This is a genomic window from Streptomyces ficellus, assembly GCF_009739905.1.
Classification (GTDB): Bacteria; Actinomycetota; Actinomycetes; order Streptomycetales; family Streptomycetaceae; genus Streptomyces; species Streptomyces ficellus_A.
On record NZ_CP034279.1, the window covers coordinates 4,864,800 to 4,881,621 of the forward strand.

The window sequence follows — 16,822 nt, forward strand, 5'->3', positions numbered from 1 at the left end:
CCTAGGACCCGGCCGGGGCCCTAGGAGCCGCCAGGGGGGCGGTGACCGCGTACGCCTCGACCGTGAACAGGGAGTAGCCGTACTCCGTGGCCCGCGCGTCGCCCTGGACGCGGACGAAGCGGGTGCCCGGGGCGTCCATGCGGATCGCCTCGCGGCCCCCCTTGCCGTCCCGCACGGTCGCCGCCGTCCGCCACACCCGGCCGTCCGCCGACACCTGGACGCGGTACTTCGAGGCGTGCGCGTCCTGCCAGTGCAGGACGACCTGCCCCAGCCGGACCGGGCGCTCCAGCTCCAGCTGCCACCAGGCGCCGTCCTCGGCCGGTGACGACCAGCGGGTCTCCGGGTCGCCGTCGATCGCGGCCGCGGCCGGGAAGTCGGCGGTCTCGTCCCCCGACGACGACGCCCTGGCCGTACGGGCGAGGTCGGCGCCGCCCGACGGCGGGTACGCCCGGACCGTCAGCGTGCGCTCCTGGCCGCCGAAGGAGAGCGGCACCCGGTAGTCGCCCGACGGGGTGCCCGCCGGGACGGTGATGTCGACCGGGACGGTGGCGGCCGTGCCGCGCGGCACCGTCGTCTGCTTGGGGACGGTGACCTTCAGACCCTTCGGGGCCTTCGCGGTGAGCGTGCCGCGCACCTCACCGGGCCGCTGGGCGGCGAGCACCGCGTCCACCCGGCGCGGGGCCCCGCCGATCACGGCGTCGGTCTCGCTGCGCGGGAGGTCCAGGCGGGCCTGCGGCTCGTCCCCGAACCACGGGACCAGGGCCCGCACCCCGGGGGACCGCCCGGTCCAGGTGATCCGTACGGCGTCGGCGGTCACGCCCCGCGCGGCGGCCTGCGTCCAGCCGCTCGCCGACAGGGCGCCCAGCCGCCGCCACCCCTGGCCGGGCACGTGCGCCTCGACGGAGCCGCTCGCGGGGCGGTCCCCCGGCACCGTCATCGCGGTGACCGTGTCCAGTGGCCGCGCCCGGTCCAGGCGCACGCTGTACGAGCCGTTCTCGTGCGCCACGGTGCCGGCCCGGCGCGCCGCGCCCGTCCACCGCGCCGCCTCGTCGACGGCCCGCGTCAGGAACGGGTCCAGGACGCCCTCGCCGACCGTCGCCGGGCTCGCCGCCAGCTCCCTGCGCAGCGGCTCCAGCTCCAGGGACGCCCGCCAGGCGGCGGCCCCGTCGCCCCGGGACTGCGCCTGGAGCATGTCCACGGCCGCCTCCCCCGCCCGGCCGTAGCGCGCCAGCTGCTCCAGCCAGGGCCGCACCTCGTCGTCCAGCAGACCGTCCGCGGTGCCGGCCAGCCGCACGGGCGCCTCGCGCATCACGGTGAACGCCGCCCGCAGCTCCCGCGCCGCCCGGTCCCGGGCCGCCGGGTCGGCCGTCGTGCTGGCGCGGGTGCGCCAGAAGCCGGCCAGCAGCGGACGCAGATACGCCGACTCGGTGCGGCTGAGGATGGAGGAGGCGTCGTTGCCCGCGAGGGCGTGCAGCGCCTCACGGGCCCGCGGGTCGCCGCCGGCCAGGTCGGTCAGCGCGGCGTGCCAGGACTCGCCGGGCCGGTAGCCCTTGGGGTTCCAGGCGTAGTCGGCGGCGGTGAACACGGGGATCCGGGACGCGGTGGGCTGCTCCATCGCGTTGGCCAGCAGGGCGGCGGAACCGGCCGCCACGGCCGGCTCGCGGCCCATGTAGGGGCCCAGGAAGACGCGGTCCTGCGCGTAGTCGTTGACCGGGTAGTTGTCCATGGTGACCAGGGGGTGCCCGAACGCGTCCCGGGCGCCCGCGAGTTCCCGCCCGGTGATCGTGCGCGGGACGACCCCGACGCCCGTCCACGCCACCTGCACCCGGTCGTCCAGCTCGGCGGCGAGCGCCGTGCGGTACTCGGTGGCGCCGTCCTGGTAGTACTCCGTCGGCATCAGCGTCAGCGGCTCGGCGTCCGGGTACCGGCCGGCCAGGTGCCGCGCCAGTTCCGTGCCCACGCGCGCGTGGGCACGGGCCGCCGACGCCGGGCCCGAACCGAAGGTGTCCGCGTCCCTGGAGCAGTGCCACTCGTCGTAGGAGGCGTCCTGGAACTGCACCTGGAAGGCGCGCACGCCGAGCGCGTACATCGCGTCGACCTTGCGCTTGAGCGCCGTGAGGTCCTCGTCCGACGCCAGGCACATCGACTGGGCGGGCGTCACGGCCCAGGCGAGCGTCACGTGGTTGCGCCGGGCGCGCTCGGCCAGCTCCCGGAACTCGGCCCGCTGGGCGGCCGGGTACGGCTCGCGCCACTGCGTCTGGCGGTACGGGTCGTCGCCGGGGGCGTAGAGGTACCGGTTCTGCTTGGTGCGGCCCATGAAGTCGAGCTGCTCCAGCCGCTGGGCGTGGCTCCAGGGACGGCCGTAGAAACCTTCCGTCAGGCCCCGCACGGCGGTTCCGGGCCAGTCGCGCACCAGGACGCCGGGCACGGTGCGGCCGGCGGTCACCAGCTGGCGCAGCGTCTGGACGGCGTGGAACAGGCCGTCCGGGCCGACGCCGTCCACGGCGATCGTGTCGCGGCCCTCGTGGCGGCCGGTGGCGATGCGGTAACCGCCCGAGGGCAGGTCGCCCCGCTCGGGCGCCCGCAGGGCGCGCAGGGCGCTGTGCGCGGCGGCGCCGCCCAGCAGCACGACCGGCCCGCGGCCCTCTCGTTCCCGGTACACCGTGCGCACCCCGGCGTCGCGCAGGACGCCCTCCAGCGCGGCCGCCGCGTACGGGTCGGCGCCCTCGCCGGTGAGGACCGTCACGTCGTCGCCGAGGGGTATCGCGGTGCCGGCGGCGCGCAGGGACTGCGGGCGCGGCCACACCGGCGGCAGGTCGGTGCCGTCCCGCTCCGGGACGGTCGTGGTGGGGGAGCCGGGGCCGCCCGGTGCGGCCAGCGCCCCGGGAGCGCCACCCAGCAGGCCGCCGATCACGGCGACGGCGACGGCCGTCGCGGTCCGCTTTCCGCGGCCGAAGCGCCCGAACTGCACGCGCGTCTCCCCTCGTCTTTCGTTGTTCTGCGAGTAGCTTGGCCGGAGGCCGGACCGGTGGCTGAACCGGTCGGTTTCGAGCCCACCACCGACTCGCCGAAGGTGTCAATGTGCGTGGCCGTTGTGTCGTATTTGCCTACCGGGGCGCGGGGTGCGGTCCAACTCCCGCCACCGGAAAGCCATGTGACGGACGCCACTTCGGGCGGATGTGTGGGCGCGTGCTGGGTAGGGCTGCTGTGTCCCACCGTCACCCGCACAAGGAGGCCACCGTGGCCGCTTCCGCCCAGCTCCTGCTCTCCGCCCTCTCCAAACAGGTCCCGGGCCCCGCACCCGCCCTCGACCGACCGGTCAGCGGGTACGGCCCGGGATTCTGCCCCCTCACCGGCCTGCCCGAGGCCGGCGCCCCGCTGACCGGCGAACCCCCGCTCGCCGACGCCACCCCCCTCACCAGCGAACCCCCGCTCCCCGACGCCACCCCCCTCACCAGCGAACCCGCCCTCACCGACTTCACCCCCCTCACCAGCGAGCCGACCGCGTACCACACGGCCGGCGGACCGGAGTCCCCAGGAGCCTGAATGACCCTTGCCCGGCTCGCCGCGCTGCACGGTGTCGCCACCGCGTACTCCCCGTCCGCGGGCGTCACCGTCCCGGTCCCCGACGCCACGGTGGTGGAGGTCCTCGCCGCCCTGAACGTCGACGCCGCCACGCCCGGGGCGCTGCGCGCGTCCCTGGCCGCCACCGAGGCGGCCAGGGACGCCCGGCTCCTCCCGGCGACCCTGGTTTTGTGGCAGGACGACCCGGACGCCGGGGCACCGCCCGGCCGGCCGGCCGAGCTGCCCCGCCCCCTCGCGACGCTCCCGCCGGGCACCGAGCTGCGGATCACCACGGAGAACGGCGACGAGATCTCCGGCACGCCCCGCTGGGCACGGCTGCCGCTGGGCGTGCACACGCTCCGCGCCCGGGCGCGCGACGGCCGCACGGGGCACAGCACGCTCGTCGTGGCCCCCGCGCGCGTGCCGCAGCCCGCCGGGCACGGGTACGGCGTGCTGGTCCAGCTGTACTCGCTGCTGTCCACGCGGTCCTGGGGCATGGGCGACCTCGGTGACCTGCGCGAGCTGGCCGACTGGGCGGGCCGCGACCTGGGAGCCGGGTTCGTGCAGGTCAACCCGTTGCACGCGGCCGTGCCGGGGACGCCCACCGACCCCTCCCCGTACCGCCCCTCCTCACGGCGCTTCCCCGACCCGGTGCACCTGCGGATCGAGGACGTCCCCGAGTACGCGTACGCGCGCGGTGAGGACCGGGCCGAGCTGGACGCGCTCGTCGCGCGCGCGGGCGAGCTGCGCGAAGGGGTGCTGCGCAAGGGCGAGCTGATCGACCGCGACGCGGTGTGGGTGCTGAAGCGGCAGGCGCTGGAGCTGCTGTGGCGGGTGCCGCTCGGGCCCGGACGGCAGGCCGCCCTGCGCGCGTTCCGCGCCGAGCACGGCCAGGCGCTGCTCGACCACGCCACCTGGTGCGCGTTCGCCGAGCGGTACGGCGCCGACCGGCGGCAGTGGCCCGAAGGGCTGCGCGACCCCCGTTCGGCCGCCACCGCCCGCGAGCGGGACGCGCTGGCCGACCGGGTCGACCTGCACTGCCGGCTCGCCTGGCTCACCGACGAGCAGCTCGGCGCCGCCGCGCGGGCCGCCCGGGAGGCGGGCATGTCCGTCGGGATCGTCCACGACCTGGCGGTCGGCGTCCACCCCGACGGCGCCGACGCGTGGGCGCAGGGGGACGCGTTCGCCACCGGGATGTCGGTCGGCGCCCCGCCGGACGCGTTCAACGCCCGCGGCCAGGACTGGGGCCTGCCGCCGTGGCGCCCCGACGCGCTGGCCGACTCCGGCTACGCCCCCTACCGGGACCTGCTGCGCGGCCTGCTGCGGCACGCGGGCGCCCTGCGCATCGACCACGTCATGGGCCTGTTCCGGCTCTGGTGGGTGCCCGAGGGCCGCCCCCCGACGGAGGGCACCTACGTCCGGTACGACGCCGACGCCATGCTCGCGATCCTCGCGCTGGAGGCCCACCGCGCGGGCGCCGTCGTGATCGGCGAGGACCTCGGCACCGTTGAACCCGGCGTACGGGAGAACCTCCAGCGGCGCGGTGTCCTCGGCACGTCCGTGCTGTGGTTCGAGCGGGACTGGGAGGGCGACCGGCGGCCGCTGGCGCCCGGCACCTGGCGGTCCGACTGCGTCGCCACCGCCACCACGCACGACCTGCCGTCCACCGCCGCCCGGCTCACCGGCGAGCACGTCGGACTGCGCCACCGGCTCGGACTGCTCACCCGCCCCCTGGACGAGGAGCGCGCCGAGGACACCGAGGAGGTCGCCGAGTGGCTGGCGTACCTGAGGGAGCTCGGCCTGCTGGAGGAGGGGCCGCGCGACGAGGAGGCGGAGATCCGCGCGGTCTACCGGTTCCTGCGCCGCACCCCCGCCCGGATGACCGGCGTCTGGCTGCCGGACGCGGTCGGCGACCGCCGCCCGCAGAACCTGCCCGGCACCTGGGACCAGTACCCGAACTGGCGCCTTCCGGTCGCCGACGCCGAGGGGCGCCCCGTCACCCTGGAGGAGCTGGCCGTCTCACCCCGCCTGCACGCCCTGATGGACGTCCTGCGGCCGTCCACGGCACCCCCGGACGCGCGCGGCGTCTAGGCGTTCGCTAGCGTTTGCACCGTGGACAAGAAGAACGCCCTGCGCACCGGCGCCGTCGCGACCGGTACGACGCTGATGATGCTGCTCATGTCGTCCCCCGCGCTCGCGCTCACCCGCGACGACGGTGACGACCCGGGTTCCGGCCTGAGCGTCGCCGAGACCCTCGGCCTGTACGTGGCCGCCCCGATCGTGCTCTTCCTGGTCATCGCCGGGCTGGTCATGGTCCTCGACAAGTCCAAGAAGGCCTGACTCTCCCGAGCCCCGCTCGCGGACCCCGCCCGGGTGGTACCCCGTACCGCCCGGGCTGTTGGCGTTCCCTGCGAACAATGTTCAGTTCAACTGAATCAATTGGTCAAAAACCTTCGATGGACCTAAGAGGAGTGTCGGTGCGACGGTAGTGCCTCGTTCACCATCCCCGCGGGGAGAGAGGCAAGGGAAACCGTGGCAGTCCTGGACCAGCGCGTCCGCACCGGCGGGTCGACCAGCACGAGGAGGGCGACCGCCCGAGCCTCCGGCGCCGGGCTCCTCCTCGCCGCCCTCGCCACGGTCGTCTGGTCGGGCAGCTTCGTGACCTCCCGCGCCCTGCACGACTCCGTCCCGCCCGTCCAGGCCGCCTTCTGGCGCTGGATCGTCGCCATCGCGGCCGTCGCGCCCTTCGCCGCCCGCGAGGCGTGGCGGCAGCGCGCCCTGATCCGCCGTCACCTCGGCTTCCTCGTGCTCGCCTCGCTGCTCGGCGTCACCGTCTACAACACCCTCGTCAACCAGGCCGGCCTGACCACCTCGGCGGGCACCATGGGCATGGTCATGGCCGCCTCGCCGGTCCTGATGGCGGTGTACGAGAGGCTCGGCGGCGCCCGGCTCGGCCCCCGCCGCGTCACCGGCATGCTGATCGCCTGCGCCGGTGTGCTGCTCCTGGTCGGCAAGGGCTCCCTGGTGCCCGACCTGTCCGCCGGTGACCTGTGGATCGTGGCCGCCGCCGGCTGCTTCGCCTCCTACAGCGCGCTGCTGAGGCGGCGCCCGGCCGGTCTCGGGGGGCCCGCGTTCCTCTTCGCCACGTTCGTGCTCGGCGCCCTGATGCTGCTGCCGGTGTACGCGATCAGCCTCGCCGTCCAGGGCGGCTTCACGCCCACGCCCGGCACGGTCGGCCCGCTGGTGTACGTCGGCGTCTTCTCCTCCGCCGTGGCCTTCTTCGCCTGGAACAAGGCGATCGCGCTGATCGGCGCCGCCCGCGCGGGAGTCGTGTACTACCTCCAGCCGGTGTGCGTGGCGCTGCTGTCCTGGGCGCTGATCGGGGAGGCGATGGGCCCGCTGCAGTTCCTGTGCATGGCGCTGATCCTGGGCGGGGTGGTCCTGGGGACGTCCCGGGGCAGGTGAGGCGCGGCCATGGGTAGGTTGCGGGGCATGACCGAGTGGGACATCAAGAAGCTCCAGATCCTCCGCACCCTGCGCGACCGGGAGACGGTGACCGCGACCGCGGAGGCGCTGCTGATGACCCCCTCGGCGGTGTCGCAGCAGCTGACCAACCTCTCCAAGCAGCTGGGCGTACGGCTGCTCGAGGCGCACGGGCGGCGGGTGCGGCTCACGGACGCGGCGCACCTCGTCCTGCGCCACACCGAGGTGGTGTTCGCCCAGCTGGAGAGGGCGGACGCCGAATTGGCCGGCTACCTCCAGGGCGAGGCCGGCGAGGTCCGGGTCGGCGCGTTCTCCACCGCCGTGCCCGCCCTGGTCGTGCCGGCGGTGCTGCGGCTGCGGGCCGACCACCCGGGGCTGGAGGTGCGGGTGCGCGAGGCCGAGGCGGCCGAGGCGTACGAGCTGCTGTCGGCCGGGCAGGTGGACCTCGCCCTGTCGCTGGCGGCGCACGCCCCGACCGCCCGTGACCCCGGGTTCAGCCGCGTACCGCTGCTCGCCGACCCGCTGGACGTGGCCCTCCCCGCCGGGCACGCGCTCGCCGGGGCGCCGGGGCTGCGGCTGGCCGACCTGTCCGGGGAGCGGTGGATCTTCGGGGGCAGCGGGCCCTGGTCGGAGATCACCAGGGCGGCGTGCGAGGCGGCCGGGTTCGTACCGGAGCAGGCGCACTCGGCCGCCGGGTGGACCGCGATCCTCGCCATGGTGGAGGCCGGGATGGGCATCGCGCTGGTGCCGCGCATGGCGGCGGCGGAGCGCGTCAGGGGAGTGGTGATGCGGGTCCTGGAGGCCGACCAGCCGCGCCGGCACGTCGTGGCGGCGGTACGCCGCGGCGCCGAGTCCGCCCCGGCGGTGGCCCGCCTGCTGGCGGCGCTGCGGGAGGCCGCGGAGCGCCGGTAGGCGCCGGCCGGGGCGGGGCTTCAGCGCGCGTCGGGGGCGAGCCCCCTCAGCAGTTCGTCGGCGCCGGCCTTGAGGTCGGCCACGCTCCGGCCGCCCTCCCGCGTCAGATGGTGGACCAGGCTCGGCGCGAACGGCGCGAGCAGCAGGTGGGCCAGCAGCGAGGCGTCCGCCCCGGGCCGCGCGCGGGTCACGAGCACCGTCACGTGCGCGTGCATCGTCGCGTACGCCCCACTGCGGTGGCGGGCGGCCGGGGCGGCGGCCTCGGCGGCGAGCAGCATGTCCAGCTGGTCGGTGACGCGGTCGGCCAGCGCGTGCAGGAAGGCGCGCAGCCGCTCCAGGGGCGGGGCGTCGGGGCCGAGCGGCGGCGGGCCGGTCATGAACGCGTCCTGGAACCGCTTCTCCCGCTCGTCGAGCAGCGCGAACAGCAGCTGGGCGACGTCCCCGAACCGCCGGTAGACCGTGCCCACACCGATACCGGTCTCCTGGGCGACCCCGTTCATCGTCAGCGCGCCGGCGCCCCGGTCGGCGATGATCCGCGCGGCGGCCTCCAGGATGCGGCACCGGTTGTCCGCGGCGTCGGCCCGTTCGTGGCGCCCGCCGGGGCCGGCGCCCTGCGGCTGGCCCATGGGACCAGCGTACCGCCCGTCATCTTTCAGTCCTGCTTAACAACAAGTGAAGAAACTTCCGATGGACCTCACTGGTCCTGGGCGGGACAGTCGGAGCATGACCTTCGACGCCAGCCACCACGCCCCCGGCCAGGACCCGCACGCCAACGACGCCGCGCCCTACGGCGGCGGCGACCCCTACGCCGACTACCGCTCCGGGGACTTCCCCTTCACCGAGCTGGTCGACCTGGCCGACCGCCGCCTCGGCGCCGGTGTCGTCGCCGCCAACGACGAGTTCTTCGCCGAGCGCGAGAACCTGCTGGTGCGCGAGCCCGCCGTGTTCGACCCGGAGCACTTCGGCCACAAGGGCAAGATCATGGACGGCTGGGAGACCCGTCGCCGTCGCGGGGCCGACGCCGGGAACCCCTTCCCCGCCCCCGAGGACCACGACTGGGCGATCATCCGTCTCGGTGCCCCCGGCGTCATCCACGGCATCGTGGTGGACACCGCCCACTTCCGCGGCAACTACCCCCAGCGCGTGTCCGTCCAGGCCGCCGCCGTCCCCGGCTCGCCCAGCCCGGCAGACCTGCTCGGCGACGACGTGAAGTGGGAGGAGCTGGTCCCGCCCACGCCCGTACGCGGCCACGCCGCCAACGGCTTCGAGATCACCACCGAGCGCCGCTTCACCCACCTGCGGCTGTGCCAGCACCCCGACGGCGGCATCGCCCGCCTGCGCGTCCACGGCGAGGTCGTGCCCGACCCGGAGTGGCTGGAGCTGCTCGGGACGATCGACCTGGTCTCGGTGCTCAACGGCGGCGCCTACGAGGACGCGTCGGACAAGTTCTACTCCTCGCCCACCCAGATCATCCTGCCCGGGACCTCCCGCAAGATGGACGACGGCTGGGAGAACCGCCGCCGCCGGGTGCGCGGCACCAACGACTGGGTGCGCTTCCGGCTGGCCGCCCGGGGCGCCGTCCGGGCCGTCGAGATCGACACCGCGTACCTCAAGGGCAACTCCGCCGGCTGGATCGCCCTCCAGGGCCGCGACGGCGGGCCCGAGGGCGGCGCGGAGTGGTTCGAGATCATCCCGCGCACCCGGCTCCAGCCCGACACGCTGCACCGCTTCGTGCTCCCCGCCGAAGCCGTCGCCACCCACGTCCGCCTCGACGCCTTCCCCGACGGCGGCGTCGCCCGGATGCGCCTGCACGGCTCCCTCACCACCGACGGCGCGGCCGCCCTCCGCGCCCGCTGGACCGAGCTGAACGGCTGACCGCTCTCCGCCCGGCGGGCGGCCGCGCACCGATCGCCCACCCGCCGGGCGGGCTTCACCACGCAGTACCCGGGAGGGGCGCCCCGCAGGGGAGGGCGCCCCTTCCGGCGTTCCCGTACGCGGTCAACTCGCGCAGAATGTGGCCCTTTTGCGCGTGACTATGCTCAAACCCTAAGTAACTGAGGACTTTTTTCAGTCATATTTGGGCAGGGTGGGGCGGCCGATGAACACCCCCACATGACCGCAGGACCGGAGAACCGATGGACAGCAACCTCGCCATCCAGCCGACCACTGATGGCCAGGCGTTCGACGAAGCACAAGTCCCCCTCTACTACAGCCGCAAGACGGCGGACATCCTCCACAAGTACGGACCGGGCCCGCGCGTCCACTTCCACGTGGGGCTGTTCGACCCCGGCGCCACGCCCAACACCACCGTCGCCCAGCGCGTCCTCAAGCGCCGGATAGTCGAGTCCCAGGAGGCGATCGTCGCGCACGCGGCGCGCACCTGGGGCGCGCACTCCACCCCGCCCCGCAGGCTCCTCGACATCGGCTGCGGGGTCGGCGGCGGCTCGCTCTACTGGGCCCAGGAGCACGGCGCCAAGGTCACCGGGATCACCGTCACCGGCGAACACGTCCCGCTCATCGAGGACTTCGCCCGCCGGGCCGGGGTCGCCGGCCGGGTCACCCCGGTCCTCGGAGACATCCACGCCTTCCGCACCAAACGCAAGTACGACGCCGCGTACGCCAACGAGAGCTCCGGCTACATGGACCGCGAGCGGCTCTTCAAGGTCGTCGCCAAGTCCCTGAAGCCGGGCGGCTGGTTCGGCCTCCAGGAGCACTTCATCCGCCGCCCCGAGTGGACCGAGTTCATCGACGGCTACTACAAGACCCGCCTCGGCACCCTCACCGAATACATCCTCGCCGCCGAGGCGGCCGGTTTCGAACTCGAACAGGACGAGGACGTCACCGACCGGGTCGCCGAGTTCTGGGTCCAGTCCATGGCCTGGAACACCGCCGAGCTGGAACGTGCCGAGCGCGCCCCGGCCGGTGCCACCGACCGGACGGCCTGGTCCCGCGAACGGCTCCAGGAGTCCACGATCACCCACGGCAAACTGTTCCGCATCTGGCGGGACCACGCCATGGAGACCCGCCTGCTGCTCTTCCGCCTGGGCGGGGGCAGCTGACGATGCCACCCTCCTACGCCGAGGACACACCGCCCTCCCGGATCGGCTGGCGACTCCCGCCCTTCTACTGCCCATTCGACCGGGACCTGCTCCACCCCAAGGCCGCCGAGCTGGAGGAGCGGGCCGTCGCCTGGATCGACGCGTACGGCCTCTATCCGGACGCCACCGAACGCGCCTGGGGCCTGGCGACCCACAGCGCCGACTTCACCAGCCGGATCATCCCCCACGGCGACGTGGAGCCGATCCTGCTGTTCATCGAGTGGAACTACTGGGCCAACGCGGTCGACGACTGGCAGGACTCCGGGTCCGCCGCCACCCGGACCGCCGACATCACCGACCACAGCGCCCGGCTCGTCCGGACCATCGAGGCGCCCGGCTCCCGGCTGCTCCCCCGCGGACCGCTCACCGAGGCCCTGGACGACCTGGTCTCCCGTACTCGTGCCATGCTCACGCCCTTCCAGCTGCGCAGGTTCACCGAGGGGACCCGCGACTGGCTGTTCGGCGCCGGCTGGCAGACCGCGAACACCGAACGCGACGTCATGCCGTCCCTCAACGAGTTCGCGGCGATGCGGGCGTCCGTCAACGGCACCCGCTTCACCCTCACCTGGTGCGACGCGGCGAACGACATCCGCCTGCCCGCCGACGTGCTCTACTCGGCGCCCGTCCAGGCCCTCACCGACGCCGCCGGCTTCATCGTCTCCTGCGACAACGACCTGTTCTCGTACAACAAGGAGGACCACCAGGAACCCCGGGAGCAGAACCTGCTCAACGTGGTCGCCCGCGACCGCGGCTGCACCCCGCGCGAGGCGCTGGTCCCGGCCGTCGCCCTGCGCGACCGCGCCATGACCCTGTTCGTCCGGCTGAGCGAGCAGCTCGCCCGGGACGCCGGCGAACCGCTCCGCCGCTACCTCGACTCGCTCGCGCACTACGTCGCGGGCTGCATCACCTGGCAGAACCGCGCACCGCGCTACGCCAGCCCGCGCAACCGCAACGCGCTGCCCGTCGAGGGCGCCTCCTACGACATCACCTGGCGGGACACCCCGAGCGACCCGAGCCCCGAGCCGCCGCCCGTCCCGGCGATCGCCTGGTGGTGGCGGCAGCTCGACGGCTGACGCGAGGCTGACGCGACGGCGGGCTCCCGCGGTCGCTCCGGTTCAGCCGCGCCGCAGCAGACGGCTCCACCACGACGACCGGCCCGGGTCACCGCCCTCCACGGGGACGGAACGGGCCGGTTCCGGCACCGCCTCGGGCAGCGGCTGCGAGGCGGCGACCGCGACGGAGGCGGCCGCGACGGGGGCGGTCGTGGTACCCGTCGCCCCGCGCGGGGTGAACGTCACGGGCAACGAAACCAGCTCGCGCGACATCAGCGACGACTCCCAGCGCAGCTCGCCCTCCGCGACCGACAGTTCCAGGTCGGGCAGCCGCGACAGCAGGACGTCGACACCGGTGTCCGCGATCGCCCGGCCGATGTCCTGGCCCGGGCACTCGTGCGGCCCGCCGCTGAACGCCAGGTGCGACCGGTTGCCGTGCACGGGGACACCCGGGTCCGGACGGATCGCGGGGTCGGTGTTGGCGGCGGCGAGCCCCAGCAGCAGCATGTCACCGGCCTTGATGTGCCGGCCGCCGAGGCGGGTGTCACCGGTCGCCCACCGCCCCAGGATCGTCATGAGCGGCGGCTCGTCCCACAGCACCTGCTCCAGCGCGTCGGGCAGGGTCATGTGGCCGCCCGACAGGTTCGCGCGGAAGCGCCGGTCGGTGAGGACCAGGCGCAGGGCGTTGGCGATCAGGTTGGCGGTCGTCGAGAACGCCGCGATGAGGACCAGCCGCAGGTGCTCCACGATCTCCTCGTCGGAGAGCGACGGCGAGTGTTCCAGCAGCCACGAGGTGAAGTCCCGCCCCGGCACCTCCCGCTTCCTGGCGAGCAGTTGCTCCAGCACCTCGGTGACGTACGCGTTGCTGGCCACGGCGGTCTCCGTGCCCTTGATCATGTCCCGGCCCGCCTCCACGAGGCGTGGACCGTACGACTCCGGCGCCCCGACGAGCTGGGTCATCACCAGCATGGGCAGCGGTTCGGCGAAGTCCGTCACCAGGTCGGCGCGGCCGGAGTCCACGAAGCCCGCGATGAGCTGCTCGGCGAACCGCTTCACGTACCGGCGCACACCACGCCGGTCGAAACGCTCCAGCGCCTCCGTGACCGCACCGCGCAGTCGCTGGTGCTCCGGACCGTCCTGGAAGTTGCACACCGGCTGCCAGGCGGCGATCGGCGCCAGCGGGTGGTCCGCGGTCACCTTGCCCTCCCGCATGGCGTGCCACAGCCGCGGGTCGCGCGAGAACCGCGACGGCGTGCGGGCCACGTCCAGGTTCTCCCGGTGGCCCAGCACCAGCCAGGCCGGCAGGTCGCCGTGGACCAGGACCGGGGCGACGCTGCCGTGCTCGGCGCGCAGCTTCTCGTACAGGCCGATCGGGTCGGCCTCGGCCGCGGGGCCGTACAACCGGTGCGCGGGACAGCCCGGGGGCGGGGACGCCGGACCCGCCGGGAACGGCTGTGGCGGGCCCGGGACGGGCGGGGGAGTGGACGGCGTGGTCACGATGCCTCCGGGGTCACGGCGAGGGAGTGCAGGTAGCGCATCAGCGTCATCAGGACGTCGCGGCTGGAGTCGCGCAGCCGGGCGTCGCAGCGGACGATCGGCACCGACGCGGGCAGGTCGAGGGCGGCGCGGAGCTCATCCACCGGGTGTTCGGGCGCGCCGGGGAAGGAGTTGACGGCGACCACGAAGGGGACGCCGCGCTCCTCCAGCCGGCCGATGACGTCGAAGCTGACCTCCAGGCGGCGGGTGTCGACCAGGACCACCGCGCCCAGCGCGCCCTCGAACAGGCCGCGCCACAGGAACCAGAAGCGCTCCTGGCCGGGCGTGCCGAACAGGTACAGCACCAGCTCCTCGTTGATGCTGATGCGGCCGAAGTCCATGGCCACGGTCGTGGAGCTCTTGCGTTCCACGCCGGCCGTGTCGTCGACGCCGACCCCGGCCTGGGTCATCGTCTCCTCGGTGGTCAGCGGCCGGATCTCGCTCACCGAGCCGACCAGCGTCGTCTTCCCGACCCCGAAGCCGCCGACGATCACCACCTTGACCGCGGCGGTGGTCGTGGCCGGCAGGGTGTCCGCGCGGCGCGGACCGGCGGGCGGCTCAGAGCTTCTGAAGTCCATCGATCACTGCCTCAATCAGTGCCAGGTCGGGGAGTTGGGCGCGGGCGACGGGCGCGCGGGCCAGTACGTCCCCGTCCGCGAGCAGGTCACCGACCAGGACGGTCACCACGCTCACCGGCAGGGAGAGGTACGCGGAGATCTCGGCGACCGACAGCGGAGCCTGGCACATCCGCATGATCGCCGCGTGCTCCGGCGGAAGTCCGGGCCTGGGCCCCGACCTGGCCACGATCAGGGTGACCAGGTCGAGGGGGGCGGACTCTAACGAGCCGCTGCGCCCACCCGTGATCACGTAGAGCCGCTCCGGGCTGCCGTCCTCCCAGTCGGGGCCGGTACCGCGGGGCCGGCCCGGTTCGCTCACGCGGGCAGCCCGTCGCGGCGGGGCGGGCTGCTGAGGTGCTCTCCGATCCGGGCCACCAGGTCGCGCATCCGCTGACCCATCAGTCCGGCGTCGACGCCCTCGTCGGCCAGGACGGCGAGGTACGCGCCGGCGCCGGCCGCCATCAGGTAGAAGAAGCCGCCGTCCATCTCGATCACGACGAGCCGCATCCGGCCCTCGCTGTGCGGCAGTTCGGCGGCGACGGCGCCGGCCAGGCTCTGCAGGCCCGCGCAGGCGGCGGCCAGCCGGTCGGCGGTGTCGGTCTCGGCCCCGTACTGCGCCATGCGCAGGCCGTCGGCGGAGAGCACGATGACGTGACGGGTCTGCGGAACGCTCTCTGCCAGGTCCTTGAGCATCCAGTCCATGTCGGGCCGCTGCTGACTCATGGCTGTTCCCCCTTGCTCGCCGAGGCCGGCGAGGCGTCGCTGTTCTGGTCTGCGCCGGGCTGGCGTTCTCCGGACAGGCCGCTCTGGAAGGCGGCCAGCCACATGCCGGGCTGCACCTGCGGCGCGGGCTCCGGCTCGGCGGCGGCGGTGGTCCGGCTGGTCGTGGTGCTGGTGGTCGGCGCGGCCCCCGTCGGTACGGCGCCGGTCGGCAGGGCGCCCACCGGGGCCCCGCCCGCGCCGGTGGCCGCGGGCTCCGGCGCGGTGACCCGGGTCTTGCGGCGGCGCTGCGGCAGGCCGCTGGGCGTCCGTTCGGTCACGACGGGCGCGTCGGCGGTGGTCGGGCCGGTCGCGGCCGGTGCCTGAGGGGTCGGGGCGGGCGCCGGTACGGGCGCCGGGACGGCCGCCTCCTGCGCCGGTGTCGGCGCCGGTGCCGGCGGCGGGACGGCTCCCCGGGGGCCGGAGGAGGTGCCGATGCCGTGGGCGAGGCCCGTCGCGGCCGAGGTGGTGGTGATCAGCTCCTGCGGGACGACGAGGACGGCACGGACACCGCCGTACGCCGAGGAGCGCAGCGAGACCTGGAAGTCGTACGCCTGCGCCAGCCGGCCCACCACGGCGAGGCCCAGCCGGGGCGTCTCGCCCAGGTCGTTGAGGTCGATGCCCTGCTGGGCCTGGCGGAGCATGCGCTCGGCCCTGCCCCGGGCCTCCTCGCTCATGCTCACGCCACCGTCCTCGATCTCGATGGCGATGCCCGCGTTCACGTCCACCGCGGTGAGGTGGACCCTGGTGCGCGGCGGCGAGTAGCGGGTGGCGTTGTCCAGCAGCTCGGCGAGCGCGTGGATGAGGGGTTCGACGGCGGGGCCGACGACCGCGACCTCGGACACCGAGTGCAGCTCGACGCGCTGGTAGTCGATGATCCGGGACATCGCGCCGCGCAGCACGCTGTAGAGCGGCACGGCCCTGTTCCACTGACGGCCCGGCCGTGCCCCGCCGAGCACGGCGATGGAGTCGGCGAGCCGGCCGATGAGCGCGGTCCCGTGGTCGAGCCGCAGCAGGTCGCCGAAGACGCTCGGGCTCTGCCCGTGGCGGTCCTCCATGTCCCGCAGCTCCTGGGCCTGCTGGTGCACGATGGCCTGGACGCGGCGGGCGATGTTCACGAAGGCGCGCTGCGCCGACTCGCGCAGGTCCTCCTCCGCGACCACGGCGTCCAGCACCGAGCGCAGCACCGCCTGGTGGGCGGCCCGGAACTCCGGGGTCAGCCCCGGCCCGTAGGCGTCGGCGGTCTCCAGCGAGGCGAGGACGTCCTCGGGGAACTCGCCCTCGCGCAGCCGCCGTACGACGTCCGGCAGCAGCGTGCCGGCGAGCCGCACCGTCTCGGCCTCCTGGCGCGCGAGGGCCGTGTGCTGCTCGCGCACCGTGGCCCGCAACCGCGCCAGCTCGCCACCGCGCCGGGCGGCGGCCCCGCCGCAGAGCGCGACCGCGACGAAGGCGGCGGCTCCGAGCCAGGCGACCGGCGTGCGGGCCGGTCCGGAGACCAGGGCCACGGCGACGGCGGTGCCCGCTGCGATCACGATGGCGGGCAACGCCCATATGACGGGTGAGGTGGGCCCTGGACTGCCGGGCGACGCTCCCTCTCGAACCATCAGAACCCTCAAACGATCGAAAGCGAAAGATCAAAGGACACAACGGCCCGGAAGCTTATCGGTTGTTGACCAAGGTTCTTGACAGTGGGTCAGTATCCGGACGCCGTCCGTCCGCAACGGCTCCCCGAGCGACCGGACACGGGAACGCCCCGGGCCCGGTCGACCGGGCCCGGGGCGTTCCCGGACGAGGGTGCCTC

General features: G+C 74.5%; 15 protein-coding genes. 8 read left to right on the forward strand and 7 right to left on the reverse strand.

Annotated features, from left to right (window positions below; translation table 11 throughout):
• Position 1: 1 nt before the first annotated feature.
• The gene (locus EIZ62_RS21765; RefSeq protein WP_156694334.1) at positions 2–2,971 is read right to left on the reverse strand and encodes a glycoside hydrolase family 84 protein; all 2,970 of its coding nucleotides are present in this window, start codon (positions 2,969–2,971) and stop codon (positions 2–4) included.
• Positions 2,972–3,240: 269 nt separating this feature from the next.
• On the opposite strand from EIZ62_RS21765, the gene EIZ62_RS21770 reads away from it, so the two are divergent.
• From EIZ62_RS21770 to EIZ62_RS21790, 5 genes are all read left to right on the forward strand, one after another.
• Positions 3,241–3,546: a hypothetical protein gene (locus EIZ62_RS21770; RefSeq protein ID WP_156694336.1), complete on the forward strand. Its 306-nt coding sequence runs from the start codon at positions 3,241–3,243 to the stop codon at positions 3,544–3,546.
• The gene (gene malQ, locus EIZ62_RS21775) at positions 3,547–5,655 is read left to right on the forward strand and encodes a 4-alpha-glucanotransferase (RefSeq protein WP_156694338.1); all 2,109 of its coding nucleotides are present in this window, start codon (positions 3,547–3,549) and stop codon (positions 5,653–5,655) included. It abuts the gene before it with no gap.
• 21 nt (positions 5,656–5,676) lie between these two features.
• Positions 5,677–5,904: a hypothetical protein gene (locus EIZ62_RS21780; RefSeq protein ID WP_156694340.1), complete on the forward strand. Its 228-nt coding sequence runs from the start codon at positions 5,677–5,679 to the stop codon at positions 5,902–5,904.
• Between the two features lie 192 nt (positions 5,905–6,096).
• The gene (locus EIZ62_RS21785; RefSeq protein ID WP_167536408.1) at positions 6,097–7,029 is read left to right on the forward strand and encodes a DMT family transporter; all 933 of its coding nucleotides are present in this window, start codon (positions 6,097–6,099) and stop codon (positions 7,027–7,029) included.
• A gap of 27 nt (positions 7,030–7,056) precedes the next feature.
• On the forward strand, positions 7,057–7,959 hold the full coding sequence (locus EIZ62_RS21790; protein WP_156694343.1) for a LysR family transcriptional regulator: 903 nt from the start codon (positions 7,057–7,059) through the stop codon (positions 7,957–7,959).
• Positions 7,960–7,979: 20 nt separating this feature from the next.
• On the opposite strand, the gene EIZ62_RS21795 is transcribed toward EIZ62_RS21790, so the two are convergent.
• Entirely contained in the window at positions 7,980–8,585 is a 606-nt protein-coding gene (locus EIZ62_RS21795; RefSeq protein ID WP_156694345.1) for a TetR/AcrR family transcriptional regulator, read from the reverse strand.
• Between the two features lie 97 nt (positions 8,586–8,682).
• Between EIZ62_RS21795 and alc the strand changes: the two genes are divergently transcribed.
• From alc to EIZ62_RS21810, 3 genes are all read left to right on the forward strand, one after another.
• Complete coding sequence (gene alc, locus EIZ62_RS21800; protein WP_156694347.1) at positions 8,683–9,834, forward strand: allantoicase; 1,152 nt, start codon at positions 8,683–8,685, stop codon at positions 9,832–9,834.
• 260 nt (positions 9,835–10,094) lie between these two features.
• On the forward strand, positions 10,095–11,018 hold the full coding sequence (locus EIZ62_RS21805) for a methyltransferase domain-containing protein (protein ID WP_156694349.1): 924 nt from the start codon (positions 10,095–10,097) through the stop codon (positions 11,016–11,018).
• A gap of 2 nt (positions 11,019–11,020) precedes the next feature.
• Positions 11,021–12,130 (forward strand): terpene synthase family protein, encoded by a 1,110-nt coding sequence (locus EIZ62_RS21810; protein WP_156694351.1) that lies wholly within the window; start codon positions 11,021–11,023, stop codon positions 12,128–12,130.
• A 42-nt stretch (positions 12,131–12,172) separates the two neighbouring features.
• Here the strand turns inward: EIZ62_RS21810 and EIZ62_RS21815 are convergent, their stop codons facing one another.
• From EIZ62_RS21815 to EIZ62_RS21835, 5 genes are read right to left on the reverse strand one after another with little or no spacing between them, the layout of a single operon-like run.
• Entirely contained in the window at positions 12,173–13,606 is a 1,434-nt protein-coding gene (locus EIZ62_RS21815; protein ID WP_425281834.1) for a cytochrome P450, read from the reverse strand.
• Positions 13,603–14,223 carry a GTP-binding protein gene (locus EIZ62_RS21820; protein ID WP_156694354.1) on the reverse strand — a complete coding sequence of 207 codons (621 nt, stop codon included), beginning with the start codon at positions 14,221–14,223 and terminating at the stop codon, positions 13,603–13,605. The genes EIZ62_RS21815 and EIZ62_RS21820 overlap by 4 nt, the downstream gene beginning before the upstream one ends.
• Positions 14,204–14,581 carry a DUF742 domain-containing protein gene (locus EIZ62_RS21825; RefSeq protein ID WP_156694356.1) on the reverse strand — a complete coding sequence of 126 codons (378 nt, stop codon included), beginning with the start codon at positions 14,579–14,581 and terminating at the stop codon, positions 14,204–14,206. Before EIZ62_RS21825 ends, EIZ62_RS21820 begins: the two co-directional genes overlap by 20 nt.
• Positions 14,578–14,985, reverse strand: coding sequence for a roadblock/LC7 domain-containing protein (locus EIZ62_RS21830; protein WP_156694357.1), 408 nt, complete (start codon positions 14,983–14,985; stop codon positions 14,578–14,580). Before EIZ62_RS21830 ends, EIZ62_RS21825 begins: the two co-directional genes overlap by 4 nt.
• Positions 14,982–16,625 carry a sensor histidine kinase gene (locus EIZ62_RS21835; RefSeq protein WP_156694359.1) on the reverse strand — a complete coding sequence of 548 codons (1,644 nt, stop codon included), beginning with the start codon at positions 16,623–16,625 and terminating at the stop codon, positions 14,982–14,984. Before EIZ62_RS21835 ends, EIZ62_RS21830 begins: the two co-directional genes overlap by 4 nt.
• Positions 16,626–16,822: the final 197 nt, after the last annotated feature.

What these genes read in the sequence shown, in the direction of transcription:
- EIZ62_RS21790 (WP_156694343.1), top strand. Translation starts at nt 7,057, where the DNA reads ATGACCGAGTGGGACATCAAGAAGCTCCAGATCCTCCGCACCCTGCGC.
- alc (WP_156694347.1), top strand. Translation starts at nt 8,683, where the DNA reads ATGACCTTCGACGCCAGCCACCACGCCCCCGGCCAGGACCCGCACGCC.
- EIZ62_RS21805 (WP_156694349.1), top strand. Translation starts at nt 10,095, where the DNA reads ATGGACAGCAACCTCGCCATCCAGCCGACCACTGATGGCCAGGCGTTC.
- EIZ62_RS21795 (WP_156694345.1), bottom strand. Translation starts at nt 8,585, where the DNA reads ATGGGCCAGCCGCAGGGCGCCGGCCCCGGCGGGCGCCACGAACGGGCC.
- EIZ62_RS21835 (WP_156694359.1), bottom strand. Translation starts at nt 16,625, where the DNA reads ATGGTTCGAGAGGGAGCGTCGCCCGGCAGTCCAGGGCCCACCTCACCC.
- EIZ62_RS21820 (WP_156694354.1), bottom strand. Translation starts at nt 14,223, where the DNA reads ATGGACTTCAGAAGCTCTGAGCCGCCCGCCGGTCCGCGCCGCGCGGAC.
- EIZ62_RS21810 (WP_156694351.1), top strand. Translation starts at nt 11,021, where the DNA reads ATGCCACCCTCCTACGCCGAGGACACACCGCCCTCCCGGATCGGCTGG.
- EIZ62_RS21830 (WP_156694357.1), bottom strand. Translation starts at nt 14,985, where the DNA reads ATGAGTCAGCAGCGGCCCGACATGGACTGGATGCTCAAGGACCTGGCA.
- malQ (WP_156694338.1), top strand. Translation starts at nt 3,547, where the DNA reads ATGACCCTTGCCCGGCTCGCCGCGCTGCACGGTGTCGCCACCGCGTAC.